13 protein-coding genes are annotated in these 15614 nt (G+C 42.0%); 7 read left to right on the plus strand and 6 right to left on the minus strand.

All coding sequences use genetic code 11. The features are described 5' to 3' along the window. Positions 1-7: 7 nt before the first annotated feature. The 3 genes from V5M37_RS05195 to V5M37_RS05205 form a co-directional block, all read right to left on the minus strand. Positions 8-1267: an ammonium transporter gene (locus V5M37_RS05195; protein ID WP_423801075.1), complete on the minus strand. Its 1260-nt coding sequence runs from the start codon at positions 1265-1267 to the stop codon at positions 8-10. Positions 1268-1452: 185 nt separating this feature from the next. Beyond that, the gene (locus tag V5M37_RS05200; protein ID WP_423801076.1) at positions 1453-1791 is read right to left on the minus strand and encodes a MerR family transcriptional regulator; all 339 of its coding nucleotides are present in this window, start codon (positions 1789-1791) and stop codon (positions 1453-1455) included. A 460-nt stretch (positions 1792-2251) separates the two neighbouring features. Continuing rightward, positions 2252-2548 (minus strand): hypothetical protein, encoded by a 297-nt coding sequence (locus V5M37_RS05205; protein WP_423801077.1) that lies wholly within the window; start codon positions 2546-2548, stop codon positions 2252-2254. Positions 2549-2901: 353 nt separating this feature from the next. Between V5M37_RS05205 and V5M37_RS05210 the strand changes: the two genes are divergently transcribed. From V5M37_RS05210 to V5M37_RS05220, 3 genes are all read left to right on the plus strand, one after another. Next, positions 2902-3714 carry a basic amino acid ABC transporter substrate-binding protein gene (locus V5M37_RS05210; protein WP_423801078.1) on the plus strand — a complete coding sequence of 271 codons (813 nt, stop codon included), beginning with the start codon at positions 2902-2904 and terminating at the stop codon, positions 3712-3714. Between the two features lie 104 nt (positions 3715-3818). Further along, positions 3819-4475: an amino acid ABC transporter permease gene (locus tag V5M37_RS05215; protein ID WP_423801079.1), complete on the plus strand. Its 657-nt coding sequence runs from the start codon at positions 3819-3821 to the stop codon at positions 4473-4475. After that, entirely contained in the window at positions 4472-5194 is a 723-nt protein-coding gene (locus V5M37_RS05220) for an amino acid ABC transporter ATP-binding protein (protein ID WP_423801080.1), read from the plus strand. The genes V5M37_RS05215 and V5M37_RS05220 overlap by 4 nt, the downstream gene beginning before the upstream one ends. Before the next feature lie 68 nt (positions 5195-5262). Here the strand turns inward: V5M37_RS05220 and V5M37_RS05225 are convergent, their stop codons facing one another. Continuing rightward, on the minus strand, positions 5263-5766 hold the full coding sequence (locus V5M37_RS05225; protein ID WP_423801081.1) for a hypothetical protein: 504 nt from the start codon (positions 5764-5766) through the stop codon (positions 5263-5265). A 267-nt stretch (positions 5767-6033) separates the two neighbouring features. Between V5M37_RS05225 and V5M37_RS05230 the strand changes: the two genes are divergently transcribed. Together V5M37_RS05230 and V5M37_RS05235 are read left to right on the plus strand one after the other, a co-directional pair. Further along, positions 6034-8787, plus strand: a complete 2754-nt coding sequence (locus V5M37_RS05230; protein WP_423801082.1) for a dynamin family protein — start codon at positions 6034-6036, stop codon at positions 8785-8787. Positions 8788-9046: 259 nt separating this feature from the next. Further along, positions 9047-10273 (plus strand): RtcB family protein, encoded by a 1227-nt coding sequence (locus V5M37_RS05235; protein ID WP_423801083.1) that lies wholly within the window; start codon positions 9047-9049, stop codon positions 10271-10273. 30 nt (positions 10274-10303) lie between these two features. On the opposite strand, the gene V5M37_RS05240 is transcribed toward V5M37_RS05235, so the two are convergent. Both V5M37_RS05240 and V5M37_RS05245 read right to left on the minus strand, forming a co-directional pair. Further along, positions 10304-11263: a D-2-hydroxyacid dehydrogenase gene (locus tag V5M37_RS05240; RefSeq protein ID WP_423801084.1), complete on the minus strand. Its 960-nt coding sequence runs from the start codon at positions 11261-11263 to the stop codon at positions 10304-10306. Between the two features lie 139 nt (positions 11264-11402). Further along, positions 11403-12494, minus strand: coding sequence for an SGNH/GDSL hydrolase family protein (locus V5M37_RS05245; protein ID WP_423801085.1), 1092 nt, complete (start codon positions 12492-12494; stop codon positions 11403-11405). 236 nt (positions 12495-12730) lie between these two features. Here V5M37_RS05245 and V5M37_RS05250 point away from each other — a divergent pair, with 236 nt between their 5' ends. Further along, positions 12731-13876, plus strand: a complete 1146-nt coding sequence (locus tag V5M37_RS05250; protein WP_423801086.1) for an acyl-CoA dehydrogenase family protein — start codon at positions 12731-12733, stop codon at positions 13874-13876. Between the two features lie 79 nt (positions 13877-13955). Beyond that, positions 13956-15536: a fatty acid--CoA ligase gene (locus V5M37_RS05255; protein WP_423801087.1), complete on the plus strand. Its 1581-nt coding sequence runs from the start codon at positions 13956-13958 to the stop codon at positions 15534-15536. The last annotated feature ends 78 nt before the right edge of the window (positions 15537-15614 follow it).

Genomic DNA, 15614 nt, shown 5'->3' on the forward strand with positions numbered 1-15614 from the left:
ATAAAACTTAAGCATTAAGCCGTTGTTCAGATTTCAGTAATTCAGGGTAACCGTAGCTGCCGTGTTCGCTCATATCAAGACCGATAATTTCTTCCTCTTCAGTTACTCTCAGTTCGTTCATTGTCGTTTTCATAATCTTAAGAAGGATGAAGGAGACAATAAAGGCAAAGGCGCCGCACACCAAAACCCCCAATGCTTGAATGCCAAGCTGATGTAAGCCGCCACCGTAAAATAATCCCGGCTGCCCGACCGTTGCTAATTCTTTCGTGGCGAAGAATCCAGTTGACAGGGTACCCCAAACTCCTGCTGTGCCATGAACGGATAATGCTGCAATCGGATCATCAATTTTTCTTTTTTCAAAAAAACGAATGCTGTAGAAGACGAGGATTCCTGCAATAAATCCGATTACCACTGCCGCCCAGGTTTCAACAAATGCGCAAGAAGCAGTAATTGCCACAAGACCAGCTAGTGCCCCGTTCAACATCATCGGCACATCGGCTTTTCCTAAAACCATCCAGGAGATCATCATCGCCGCGATGGTACCGGCAGCAGCGGCCAAGTTGGTATTGATGGCAACAAAACCGAAAAAGGCTTTGTCAACTGATAACGTGCTGCCGGCGTTGAAGCCGAACCAGCCTACCCATAAAAGCAACACGCTAAGGGCGGTAAATACTTGGTTATGACCGGCAAGATTATTGGCGGAGCCATCCTTATTATATTTGCCGATCCTCGGTTTTAAGATAATCGTAGCTGCCAATGCCGCCATCGCTCCTGTTAAATGAACAACAGTGGAGCCAGCAAAATCTTGTTTGCCATGCTCCGCCAGCCAGCCTCCTCCCCAGATCCAATGGGCAATCGGCGGATAGACGATAACGGAAAATAGGAGGGCGAAGACGAGGTAGGCACCTAATTTAGCGCGTTCGGCAAATCCCCCAAGGGCGATTGTTAATGAAATGCCTGCAAATGCTAGTTGGAATAGGAAGAATACTGAACCTGACAGCGCCAAACCATCAATTTCATATCCTGAGTAAAAGAAGTCGGAGAAACCAATAAGAGAATTTCCCTTACCAAAAATGAGGCCGTAGCCAACTGCCCAAAATACAATGGAGCCAATACCAAAGGTAAGAATGGTTTTCCCGGCCACATGACCGGCATTTTTCATTCGAGTTGATCCTGTTTCCAAGAGGATGAAGCCGCCGATCATCAAGATGACGAGGACTGCTCCCAGCATCACCCACAGACTGTTCATTAAAAATAAAGTATCCATGTTTGTTCCTCCTTTAAAGTATGTTAGTATTTGTAACGTTTGGTGTAGTTGTATTTTTACATGTATTTGTTAGGAGTTCTACAATCTTGTTAGGAATTCTCACATGGTTTTTGCTAATTGGAAGGTCTTCGTTGTTGATATTTGAATCAGAGTCAGCCCGTAGACAACAAAAAAGCCCGGCTTCCTTAATGAGAAGCTGGGCCTTTTCGTATCCCGAATTGGGCATTTAGCTGACCTTGTATCATCTTTCTGCGAATTTCCTCCTGGTTTTGTTTCTTTTGTGTTTTCAGCATTTCCTTTCTGATTTCGTGTGTCTGGACACCGTCCTCAATTTTATTGGCGATATCCACTAATAGTTCCACGTCTGCGAACGAGTATTTCCGGCTGCCGCCGGCGGTTCTTTCCGGAAAAATGAGTTTCCGCTCTTCATAGTAACGAATCTGTCTTTCGGATAAACCGGTAAGTTCTCTAACAATGCCGATGGTAATAACCTTTTTATCTTTGTAAGATGATTCATTTCCCATGTTTACTTCTCACCACACTCCATTCTAAGGTCCAATAAGTCTTAATATATTCTTATGTTATATTTTCTCACATGTAATTCGATTTGACATTTATTTTGTTTTGCTTTGGGAAAAAATTTATACAGGGTATCTAGTAAAACTTCCCCCCACGCTTAATGGTTTTGAAGTCTTCTTAATAATTCGTGCCCTCTTGAGCCCAGGTTTTTCATGAGTTCTTCGTATAACTCATCCCGTAATTTATCTAAAAGAAGAATCGTTTTAGCTAATCGAACGGAATTTTTTTGATTCATATGAATCATCCTCTCTAGTTTTATATGGAAAATTTATCTGAATTTTCGAGTTTTGTCAGGGATTCTGTGAGATTATGTAACATATTTTTTAAAACGGGTTTTGGGAACTTGAAAGGAAACCTTACGGGGGTAATAAAAAAGAACCAGGTGCTGGACCTGGATCATTTTTATTAATATTCCCCATCGAATGGAGTAAACGGAAAGTTAAACCTTCTTTCAACAGCACGCAGGCGTTGATTTACACGCTGCAGGCGGCGCGAGAGCTGGTTAACTTCACGGGAAATCCGCTCGATTTCCTTCTGCTGGCGATTATTTTCCCTTTCAAGTTGGTTGACCCTGCGCTCAAGCTGCTGTGGTTGTCTATTCGGATCGAACTGAGCTTGGGTTCCTTGCGGAAGGATTTGCGGGACATAGGCATTATAGTCCACTTGCGATTGCGGGATATGATAATAACCGTATGGATTCATTGGGCTACACTCCTTTATTTATGTGCATGTGATATACAATATGTAGGTATTCGTGGAGGAGCAACGGCTAATACCCAGGGAAAACCCTTTTGAATATTTTAAAAAATGAGCTAAATGAATTAGGAATGTGTAAGATTTCAAAAAACTATATATATAATATTATTTTAACTTATTAATATAGTAATAAATTAAAGTCTATGAATAGATAAACATTGTTAGGTATAAAAATTTATTATCCCAATATTATAAACATTTTTGATAAACTACTTTTAAAAATTTATTCAATAGTGTATATTCAAAATATTATTAGAATTACAAAAAATGATTTAATAAAAAAATATAGGAGGTCCAAAATGAAGAAATTTAAATTATTCACTACAATTTTGGTTGCTGCATTTGTGTTCATTCTCTCGGCATGCGGAACAAGCAAAACAAGCGGGGGCGAAGGGGACAAGGATAAGACGTTAAGAGTCGTGACAGATGCGGCATATGCCCCGTTCGAATACCAAGATAAAGGGGAAGTGGTCGGATTTGATATCGACTTTATTAACGCTGTGGCAAAGCAAGCGGGCTACAAAGTAAAGGTTGAACATGTTGGCTGGGATCCATTATTCGTTGAAATTAAAGGGAAAACAGCGGACATTGGAATTTCTGCTATTACGATTAACGACAAACGTAAACAAACCTATGATTTCTCAGTACCTTACTTCTTATCTACTAATAAAATCATGATTCCAAAAGACAGCCCGATTAAAAGCGCAGAGGATTTAAAAGACAAGGTCGTAGCTGTACAGAACGGTACAACCGGTCAGGAAGCAGTTGAAAAGCTCCTTGGAGCAGAAAATAAAAATCTTAAAAAGTTTAAGGATAACAATCTGGCAATTATGGAGTTAAAAGGCGGCGGTGCGGACGCAGTTGTTGCTGATAACACTGTCATTGAAGAGTATGTAAAAAATAATCCGAAAGAAAATTTTGTCATCATAGAAGATGAAGCTGCCTTTGATAAAGAGTTTTACGGATTGTTGTTCCCTAAGGGAAGCAAGTTAAAAGCTGATTTTGATAAAGCTATTAAAGAAGTCATGGAAAATGGTGAATATGCGAAAATCTACAAGAAATGGTTTAAGGTAGATCCGGACCTTACCGAAGTCAAAGCACAACAAAAATAATCTTTAAAACTAGAATTGCGTAACTCTTACAAACTAGCAGTTACGCAATTTTTGTCTTAACAACATCACAGTTAAGCACAAGGTTTAAATAGGGGGATTCATGAATGGATATTCGTTGGGACATACTTGCTGAATATGCTCCATTTTTTGCAAAAGGAACATTACTTACCATTGGCCTCTCCATTGCCAGTATTTTAATAGGCACTGTCCTCGGACTATTTATTGGGCTGGGGAAAATGGTGCAGAATAAGTGGCTTGCTTTCCCGTTTAAGGCTTATATTACGTTTTTCCGGGGCACGCCATTATTAGTACAGATTTTATTAATTCACTTTGGACTTATTCCACTCATTATAGGTGAAACAAATGGCATTATCGCTGGTATTACAGCCCTTTCGTTAAATTCAGCAGCCTATGTGGCAGAAATTTTCCGCGCCGGTATTCAATCAATTGATAAGGGCCAGATGGAAGCCGCCCGCTCCCTTGGGATGAATCATGTACAGTCAATGCGCTTCGTTATCCTGCCACAGGCTATTAAAAGGATGATTCCGCCGCTTGGAAACGAATTTATTGTCTTAATCAAGGATTCATCACTGGTAGCCATTATCGCTGTTAAGGAATTGATGTATTGGGGACAGGCCATGCAGGGGCAGTACTACCGTGCATGGGAACCATATATTACAGCAGCACTCATTTATTTGGTCTTAACTTTTTCACTCAGCTTATTGTTAAATCAACTTGAAAGAAGGTTGGCCACAGAATGATAGAAATAAAGAATCTGAAAAAAACATTTGGAACGAACGAGGTACTGAAAGGAATTAACGTATCCGTAAAGCCTCAGGAGGTAGTTGTGGTTATCGGCCCATCAGGATCCGGAAAATCTACTTTTCTGCGCTGTCTTAATCTGCTAGAAACGATTACAGACGGCCATGTTTGGATTGAAGGGACTGACATTACCGATAAGAAAACGGATATCAACGCAATCCGTACTGAAGTGGGTATGGTGTTTCAACAATTTAACCTGTTCCCGCATAAAACGGTCATTGATAATATCATGCTGGCGCCACTTAAGGTAAGAAAAGTCCCAGCGGAAAAAGCCCGGGAAAAAGGCTTGGAGCTTTTACACAAGGTCGGCTTGGCCGAAAAAGCAGATGCCTATCCAGATTCGCTGTCAGGCGGGCAGAAGCAGCGTGTGGCAATTGCAAGAGCATTGGCGATGGAACCGAAAATTATGCTGTTTGATGAGCCTACCTCCGCGCTCGATCCGGAAATGGTCGGCGAGGTACTTGAAGTTATGAAGCAACTGGCCAAAGAAGGTATGACCATGGTGGTCGTGACACACGAAATGGGCTTTGCCCGCGAGGTAGGAGACCGGGTGATTTTTATGGATGGTGGCTTTGTGGTCGAAGAAGGGGTACCGAAGGATATTTTTGAAAATCCTCAAGAAGAACGGACAAAGGCGTTTTTAAGTAAAGTCTTATAGAAAACGGAAGGAGGCGGATTATGCCTCCCTTTTCTTTAGCTATCGCTTGGCGCAAAAAGAAAAAAATGTTAAAGCTCGAATACGTTTACAATTTGATCAGCTTTTATTCGATTTTGACATAGCTTAAATAATTGTGTTAAAAAGTCATCAACATCCGTTTCGGAAACCGGGAAGGGAATTTGAACTGAAGTGGAACCGAACATCTGTTTAAAATAAGCTTTTCGTTGATCATTTTTTCCGTCACGCTTAAAAGGTTTATAGCTCCACATAATATGAGGAGTTCCGTCAATATCCTGAACCTGCCGTAATTCTGCCAAGGTAGTAGACTTGTCATAAGCATATATAACTAAATAATAGATCCCCTTGCGGTGCCAATCAATAAATAGGAGGTAACAGCCTGTTTCAGTACTTGGCTTATTTACCTTAAAGGCAGCTAAGGTAGTCTTCCCATTCGTCCATTGGTGGAACTTGGGTAATGTACCATTAACGGTTTCTAATTTCTTTATCTCATATTCAGTGGACCTTAAGTTTTCGATTTTTTTTGATAAAAATAATGCCTGCTCCCTTTCCATAATAGATTTCTCCTTTGGATTATTTGTCTTATTATACTTTTTGAGAAGGTAAATAAGGAAGGATGATCTAATTTTTATTTTTTAAAACACAATGAAGGTATGTTGTTTGTCTCGAAAATGAAATACAACTGATATAATTTACATAAAAACATTTGGTAAAATCGGTAAAAAGGGACTTATAAGCCACATCACCTTCGAATAGTATGAGGAATAATTATGCCTCTTTACCATATATACAATAGAGTGTTGGCAATTGGGGGGATAGAAATGACGTTTGAAAAACAATTAAAGGACAAAACCTTTTATAAAATGTTCATTAATGAACATGAAGATGAACACCCCATTAAGGTGCTGGGGGAAGCATTTCAGGAGGAAGCCCGAAAGGATCTCCCGGATTTAACACGGATAAGGTATGCCCAAGGAGAAGTATATTTTCATCATAAGGACTATGAAGCAGCTATTTTTAAGTGGGAAAATATTATCAACGAGCTCGAACCGTGGGCCAGAAAAAATACCGCCGATGCTTATTATGAACTGGGCCTGTTGTCGGCGGCGGAAGATATATACACGGTGATTGAAACCGATAATTCTACATTGAATGCTGAGGTCGCGTTAAAGTTATTTGCTCTTTATATTGAACGCAGCAAAATTGATGCAGCTGTGGCGGTCATTAAAAGAACGGTGGCTGCTTATCCGGATTACCCAAGTGTCACGAATGTGGCCCGCGCTTTTTTTGAAGAGCGGGAGGATTGGGATAATGCCATTGAACTAGCGGTAAACGAAGCAAAGCGGACAGAATCGCTTGAGTGGTTTGAAATTCTAAACACCTATGTGGAAAAAGGAGTGACACGGGCGCTGTCACCTAGCTATTTTTCCAATGCCTTATTTAGTTTATATGGCGTAAATAAGGGGAAATTTGAGCAGCTTGTTTCATCGTTATGGAACAGTTATATGAATGAAAATTCCTATCTGCTTTGGATTAAGGAAATCAATCAATTATTGTTGAATCTGGAGTTGGATCGCCAAGATCAACTGCGCGAGCTTTCACAACTTCATAAAGAAACGTATTTTCACTATATTGGCGGTAAGTACTACATTAAACAAATTGATGATTTTCTTCCGGACCTGCTGACAAATTGGGTTCGGCTAGCTGATGGTGGGAATGTAGTTGCCGCGGCAGCGGCTATTTTGTCCTGGAACGAACTATTTCCGGCAAGCCTCAGCGTCTCCATTGTGGAGGAGGCTGAACATTTAATCAGCAAGACAGAGTGTGACATGGATGAACTGGAAGAGTGCTTGTCGTTATTTGAAGCGATTATTAAATGGGCGGAAGTCAACGATATGGGGAAAAACAACCGTGTGAACTGGATTGTTGACCAGCTTGTTGATTTCGATACGCAGCATCTGTTTGTTACCGGACTCGTAGGCAGCGGAAAGTCTACCTTTATCAATACCATCTTTGGTGAGGACGTCCAGGACAGCCCGACTTCATCCGTTGTGATGTTTAAAAACGGCGGGGAAGTGGATATTACCGAAATAACTGACGGAGAGGTTAAGACACTTTCCGGATTTACGGACTTCCAAGAGCGCATGGACCGTCTTCGTAATGCGCTTGAGTCCATCATTGAATTTAAGCAGCCAACTCCTTTTTTACAGGAGAATAGTTTGGCTATAATTGATACACCAGGGTTAAAAGGGAACCAAAACGACCGTTTTGAGGTTTTGAATTATTTAAACCTTGCTGACTCTGTTTTGTTTGTGTTGGATGCGAATGCTCCGTTTACGGAAAAAGAGCGGGCGGTTGTGGCACAAATCCAAGGACTTGCCCCTGACCTGCCGATTCATTTTCTGTTGAGTAAGCTGGACACAATTGTAAATGAACAGGATGCCATTCAGGTTTATGAGGAAACGAAGCATGCGATTCATTCTTATTTGCCTGATGCCAAGCTGTTAGGCTTTTCTTCGCAATATGACCGTGTACAGCAGTTAAGCGATCTACAGGCGTTTATCGACTCAATTCGGAATACAAGAAACATAGCAGATAAACGACTTGCTAAACTGTTATATTTTATCCGCGCGACGATTGCAGGTCTTTTGCAAAAGCGGCTTGACGTTGAAAATCGCTTAATTGAAACGGTTCATTGGAACGAGGAAATGAATATGAAGTTAAGTGGTGCTGTCCATCAATTGAATGATGAGGTATCGCAGAAAACAAAGTCAATCACCAAGCTGTACCGCTCTGTAAAGGAATCAATTGAAGCGGATATTTTTGAAGCTATTCCCAAAATGCTGTCAGAGTGCTCGAACTTGATCGAGGAGGACAGTAATTTCAGTACCATTCATTTGGACCTCAATCATGAGATGAACAACCGCATTCAAGATTATCTGGAGCAGCAGGTAATGCCGAATTACTATACAAGGCTTCAGGAATGGATCATGGGCTGTCGGGAGGAATTTGACCAAGGGCAGGATTTATTAATTGAGCTCGGCGCAAGTTTCAACCAAATGTATGGCGAAGAGAGGCTTAGCCTTGAGTGTGATTTTAAGGTGCTTGATGATTGGCTCCGCGATATCGACCGAATGACAAGCCGATTCGTGCTTGAGCCTGTCAATATTTTGCTGAAGCGGACTCCTTCGCAGTTCTTATTGAAAAGTGCCGGGAAGCTGTTTGGGGCCTTGTCGCAGAACAAAACGATGGTATATAACAAATACAAGTCCTTTGTGGAAAACGAGGATTATACAGAGGTTGCTGCACAGGTCTGCCGCCAGTTTTTCCAGCCGTTCGAGCTATTTGAAAAATCGTTGGAGAGGGATGTCTCTTGGTTTTTCAAGAGTCCACTAGGTGTCTTAAAATCTGCAGTGGAAGAAACGCGCGGAGAAGCGGCATCAAACCGCGAGATGCTGAACAAGTTGAACGCCAACCCGCAAATGTTCCGCGACCCGCTGACGCTGTTCGAGGTAAGGCTGCGCCAGTTCGAGTGGATGACAGTGGCTGGAAAAGGAATGCAGACGATATATTAATAGTTTTTTTGGAGATGCCCAGTGGTGGGCATCTTCTTTTTTTATTTGCTGGGGGCTGAAGGACAAAATCAAGTATCTGCAGAAGTGAAATGTCCTTGATAAGCGGGATGAAGGACAAAATTAGGTGTCGGCCCAAGGAAATGTCCTTCAAATACCTTATTGTTAGATATATAGAAAATTGTCGCACAAATATCCGTTGCCTAATTCCATCATCGGTGGTAGCCTATTGTTAATATCTGTAAAAGGAGGCGAAAAACTCGTGATTAAAATAACGGGAACACAGACGGAGGCAATGGTATTCTCCAATTACCCGCAGGATACAGCGCTTGAGCAAATCAAAGAGCTTTGTAATCAAGCATTTCTAAAAGATACCAAAATTAGTATTATGCCAGACTATCATGCTGGGAAAGGCTGCGTGATCGGCACGACCATTCAGTTAAAGGATAAAGTGGTCCCGAATCTGGTAGGCGTGGATGTTGGCTGCGGTGTTATGACTGTCAAACTTCAAGAAAAAAAGGTCGATTTTAATAAACTGGATAAAGTGATCAGGACGTACGTCCCTAGCGGACAGGAGATTCATACGGATGAGACCGTCGGTTTCGTTAACACGAGTTTTCCGTCCACGGAAGAATTTAAAGCAGCCCATATTCTGAGTCAGAATAAAAGCCTTTATAGTCTTGGAACGCTTGGTGGCGGCAATCATTTCATTGAGGTTTCGGCTGACTCTGAAGGATTCCACTATTTAACTATCCATACCGGAAGTCGCTATATAGGAGCAAAGATTGCTCAATATTATCAAAAGTTGGCCATTTCTAAGCTCCGTAAGCATGATTTAAGCGAAATCATTGAAAAACTAAAGGCTGAGGGGCGCCAAAGGGAAATTCAAGCTGTGATTCAAAGCTATAAGGAAAAAAATCCTGTCATTCCAGATGATTTAGCTTATTTGGAAGGCGAGGATTTTAATGACTATATTCATGACATGAAACTGGCTCAGGCATTCGCAAAAGCCAACCGTGAAGAAATCGCCAGAGCGATTACTGAAAATATGGGGTTCGAAGAAGCGGACCGTTTCGATACAATACACAACTATATCGATACAGATAACCTGATTTTGCGTAAGGGTGCAGTATCTGCACAAAAAGGGGAGCGGCTGATTATTCCTATCAACATGCGGGATGGGTCGATTTTAGCGGTAGGCAAAGGAAATGACGAGTGGAATTACTCGGCACCGCATGGAGCAGGCCGCGTCTTGAGCCGGACCCAGGCAATGAAGAAATTAAAGCTGGCTGATTTCCACAACACGATGAAGGGCGTATGGACGACATCGGTGTCTGAAGAAACACTCGATGAAGCGCCAATGGCCTACAAGCCAATCAATGAAATTCTTGAAAAAGTGGAAGAAACCGTCGTGATTGCAAGCTTTATTAAACCGGTATATAACTTTAAGGCGAGTGAAAAATACACTCCTGGAAGATATAAAAAATAGAAGAGAGACCGCAAGTGGTCTCTCTTCTATTTAATACCCTTTTGCATAATCAACAAGATTAATAGAAGGGCCTTCACCTGAAAGGTAGCTTTTTAAATTGGGTATCAAAATATTTTCGACAACACGATCATTATAATGCTCAGTGGAACCGGACGTGTGCGGAGTGATAATGACATTTTCCATTTCCCAAAGCGGACTGTCCTGGCTTAATGGCTCTTTTTCGAAAACATCTAGACCTGCTCCGGCAATCTTACCTTCCTGCAAGGCTTTGACGATTTCCTCTTCAACCACGATTTCACCACGGCCGATATTGATAAAGAAGGCCTCAGGTTTCATGAGTTTGAACTGTTCGGCGCCAAACATGCGGCGTGTTTCTTTCGTCAGCGGCAAGGTGACTACCACATAATCAAACTGCGGTAAAAGTGCGTCCAATTGATCGGTAGTGTACATCTCATCGACAAACTCAGCCGGCTGGCCCGAATGCCGTACACCGAGAACCTTCATTCCAAAGGCTTTGGCGATTTTGGCGGTTTCTTTTCCGATTGTTCCGACCCCGATAATGCCAATCGTTTTTCCATGGATTTCAAGCTTCATATTAGCATGATGCCAGGTTTTGGCTTGCTGATTTCGAACGTATGTATGGATTTTTCGGGTTAGACCAAGCATTAAGGCGAAAATTGTTTCAGAAATGGGATAGGCATGCACGCCGCTTGCACCTGTTAAAAGAATATTATGGGCTTCCAGTTTTTCAAGCGGCAAGGTATTGACACCGGCACTCCAACTTTGGAGCCACTTCAGTTTTGAATCAGGAGCAAGGCAATATTCATCAATGCCTTTTTTCCACCCGGCAATGATTTCAGCATCCTTGGCATGTGCTTGCCAGATTTCTTTCTCCTTGCTGGCTATCAATTCCCAATCGGGGACTACTTCTTTAATTTGACTGAGCAGGTGTTGTTCAAGGTTCTGGGTAATGACAATTTTTCTTCGCAAGGCTTGGTTCCTCCATTCATTGCAAATCAATCTAAACTAATGATATAGGAATTTTCAAAAAAAGGTAACTGATTTGACAATAAAAATGAAAAGCCAGGCCGCAATATTAGTTTGCGGAACTGGCTTTTATACTAAGTTGCTATTTGTTCAGTGTCTGGTGTTGATTATTCATATTGATATTGCTGTGGCCGTTACCAATACCCCAACCCTTACGAATATTGCTAATAGTTATACTCTTAACAGCCATCGCACCTTTTGCATCCCTGATGTAAACGGTATAAGTTCCGTTTGTTGTAACCTGAAATTTTTTCTCCTTGATATCTACACCTGTACCTACTTTTGCAAAATCTTCAACGGTCTTATCACCTTTAAGCCATTGAATCGCAAGTGCCTTTTTAGCACTGGTAGAAACAGTGATTGTGACCGAATCACTTGTAGGCTCCGTTGTTGAAGCTGTTAAGTCAATTGTAATTTCACCTTTTGGCAGGGCGGATAGAAGTGAAGTGGCTAACCCAGCTAAAACTTGCTGTCCGGCTTCATTTGGATGGATATCTCCGCCAGGGAAAATATAATCCGATTGCTTCCCTTTAAAGGCAGTATACGAGTCTGCTAATAGAGATTTGGATGCGGTAGCAACTTGCTGAATTGCACCGTTAGCTATTGGCAAAAACTGTTCACCAAGCGGATACAAAGCAGCGTTAGTATCCCAGAAAGGATTGTAAATGTTGTATAGAATAATTGGGGCATCCTGGTTATAAGCTCTAATGGTACCAATAATTGCCCCTAAATTTATGGATAATTGTTTTGTGACCTGCCCAATCGCAATAGGGAGTTGCACGGGGTCAACAGGCTGCCCAGCACGCAGTTTCTGAATTAATTCATTTTGTAGGTAATCATTACTACCAATATCTATCGTAATAACATCTGCATTTTTAATTGCTAGGATATTTTCAGGTTTGCTGATTTCATTTAATAGCTTACCAGAAGTCCAGCCGCCGCCGCTAATGTTCGCACTAACACGATAATCACCGTTTCCAATTAAATATGGAAAGGCTTTTGAAGATTGGTTTGTATTTCCATTCGTATCGTCCAGATTCCATCCGTATGTAATAGAATCTCCCAGAGCTACTAAACTAGGTTTCACATTACTTTCTGCAAATGCAAACGAAGAGAAAAAGGAACTAAATGTGAGTATAAAAGCAAATAGAACTGAAAAGCGTTTAAATTGCATAAAAATCCCCCCCTAACAAAAGTATTTACCAAATTAATTATGGTTTCATTTCGTCTAGTGTACAATAAATATCATTCTACAAATTGCGCAAAAAGACCTAAATCTTTGGTATTAGTAGAAAAGAGCGCCAAAACTTTTTTGGAAAAATAAAAAGTTTTAAAAATTCAAAAAGGTTACAGTTTTTGTTAAAATAGAAAGTAAAGAAAGCGTTTTCTATAGAAAGAGAGGTTTATAGAATGAAACACCCTTATTTAAATGAAGATCATGAAATTTTTCGCCAGTCTTTAAGAAAGTTTTTAGAAAAGGAAGCATATCCCTTTTATGAGCAATGGGAGGAAAATAGACTCATTCCCCGCTCCTTTTGGACGAAGATGGGTGAGCAAGGCTTCCTATGTCCAGACATCGATGAAAAATATGGCGGCAGCGGGGTTGACTGGGGCTTTTCAGTTGTTATTAATGAAGAGCTTGAACGAGTCGGAACCGGCACGATTGGAATTGGACTTCATAGTGACATAGTCGTTCCTTACATAACCGCTTATGGAACAGAGGAACAAAAGCAGCGCTGGCTGCCGAAGTGCGTCACTGGTGAAATCATTACTGCGATTGCGATGACAGAACCAGGGACAGGTTCTGACCTTGCCAATATTAAAACCACTGCTAAGCTTGACGGGGACCATTATATTGTCAATGGACAAAAAACTTTTATCACCAACGGTATTCAAGCGGACCTCATTGTGGTGGCGGTGAAGACCGATCTGCAGGCAGTTCCAAAGCATAAGGGCGTCAGCCTGCTGGTCATTGAGCGTGACGCTCCTGGATTTTCTAGAGGCCGCAAGCTGAACAAGGTTGGTCTCCATTCCCAGGACACGGCAGAATTAATTTTTGAAGATTGCCGTGTTCCAAAGGAAAACCTCATAGGAGAAGAGGGAAAAGGCTTCCTTTATTTGATGGAAAAACTCCAGCAGGAACGCCTGCTAGTGGCAATTGGAGCGCAAACAGCTGCCGAAGTGATGCTGCAAAAAACGATTGAATATGTAAAAAGCCGTGAAGCGTTCGGCAAACCAGTCAGCCAGTTCCAAAATACGCAATTCAAAATTGTCGAAATGGCCACCGAAATTGAAATGGGCAGAGCCTTTTTGGACCAGTTGATTGCCGAGCATATGGAAGGGAAAAACGTTGTGACCAAGGTGTCCATGGCAAAATGGAAGCTGACCGATATTGCAAAAAAAGTCGCGTCTGAATGTATGCAGTTACATGGCGGCTACGGCTACATGGAAGAATACGAGATTGCCAGACGGTTCCGCGATATTCAAGTAGGAGCCATTTATGCAGGTACCAATGAAATTATGAAAACCATAATTGCGAAAAATTTAGGATTATAAAAACCCCGCATGATAAAGATGGCAATTGGCCACTGGCCAATTGCCTCCTTATAAATCTAAATTAAACGGAGGCGAGTAAATGAGCAATACGACTATCGGTAAAATTTTTGAATTAACAGTCCAAAAGTACCCCAACAAGGAAGCCCTCTATGATGTTCGCAAAAATGTCCGCTACACCTATAAAGAGTGGAATGAGCAGGTTAATCGTCTGGCAAATGCTCTCCTTAAACAAGGCGTGAAAAAAGGAGACCGCGTCTCCACCTTTATGTTTAATACAGAAGAACTAGGAACCGCCTTTTTTGCCTGTGCGAAAATCGGTGCTATCTTCAACCCGATTAACTTCCGCCTGATGTCGGAGGAAGTAGCGTTTATTTTATCCGATGCCGCCCCTAAGGTTGTTATTTTTGAAAAGGCATTGGAGCCAGTAATTACGGCTATTGCCAGCCGATTTGACAAAATCTCGTTCTGGTTTATTGATGAAGAGGCTCCAGCCTATGCCGCCAATTACCAAGAAAAACTCGCCTCTACCACTGCAGAAACCATCCAAGCCGAAGTAAATGAAAATGATATTTATGCCTTTATTTATACGAGCGGAACAACGGGAAGACCTAAAGGGGTCATGCATAGCCACCGCAATATGGTCGACCAAAGCCTGCTCTGCATTGCCTCCCAAAAGCTTGAAAAAGAGGATGTCGGCCTTGTGACAGCTCCGATGTTCCATTGTGCCGAGCTGCACTGTGCGTTCCTGCCAAGGGTGCAAATAGGGGCGAAAAACGTCGTCCTGCACCAATTTAATCCGAAAGTGATACTGTCATTAATCGAAAACGAAAAAATTACAAAGTTCTTTGCAGCCCCTACCATGTGGAATATGCTTCTTCAGGAAGATTTAAGCAAGTACAATACCGAAAGCCTGAAGCTAGGCTTATATGGTGCTGCTCCAATGGCGCCATCACTTGTTCATGCTCTCCATGACCGCTTGGGCATCTCCTTGATTCAAGCTTACGGGATGACAGAAATGGGTCCTGCGATAACCTTCTTGTCGGAAAAAGATCAGCTGAGAAAAGCTGGGTCTGCGGGGCAAGCAGGATTAAACCATGAAATCCGGGTTGTCAGGACTAAGGAAGATGGACCGTCCGAACCGGATGATGTTTGTCCGGCAGGAGAAGCAGGTGAAATTATTGTAAGAGGTCCAAGTATGATGCTCGGCTATTACAATCGTGAAGAGGCTACAGAAAAGGCGATGTATAAAGGCTGGTATCATTCAGGTGACATCGGTTACATGGATGAGGAAGGTTACCTTTTTGTCAATGACCGGGTTGATGACATGATCATCAGCGGCGGTGAAAATATTTACCCACGCGAAGTGGAAGACGTCCTCCATGCACATGATGGTGTGCTTGATGTGGCTGTCATCGGTCAGCCTGACGACCGCTGGGGGGAAACCGTCACTGCCTTCGTTGTGAAAAAGGACCCGAATATCACCGAGCAGGACCTAGACGAGTATTGCAAAAACAGCAACAGCCTAGCAAACTATAAACGTCCGCGCAATTACATTTTCTGTGAAGCGCTGCCGCGGAACGCTAGCGGAAAAATCCAGAAATTCGTTCTGCGCAAACAATTAGAGGAGCTTTTCAGCCCAGGGCCAACAAATAAGGGATAGTTTAAGCGATGCAGTACCAAAGGAATTTGCGGTTTAGCCTAATTAAAATAGTAAAGACTGCCGGTTTCTACCGGCAGT

It is taken from the genome of Neobacillus sp. SAB-20_R2A (genome assembly GCF_049568635.1).
GTDB classification, from domain to species: Bacteria; Bacillota; Bacilli; order Bacillales; family Cytobacillaceae; genus Neobacillus; species Neobacillus citreus.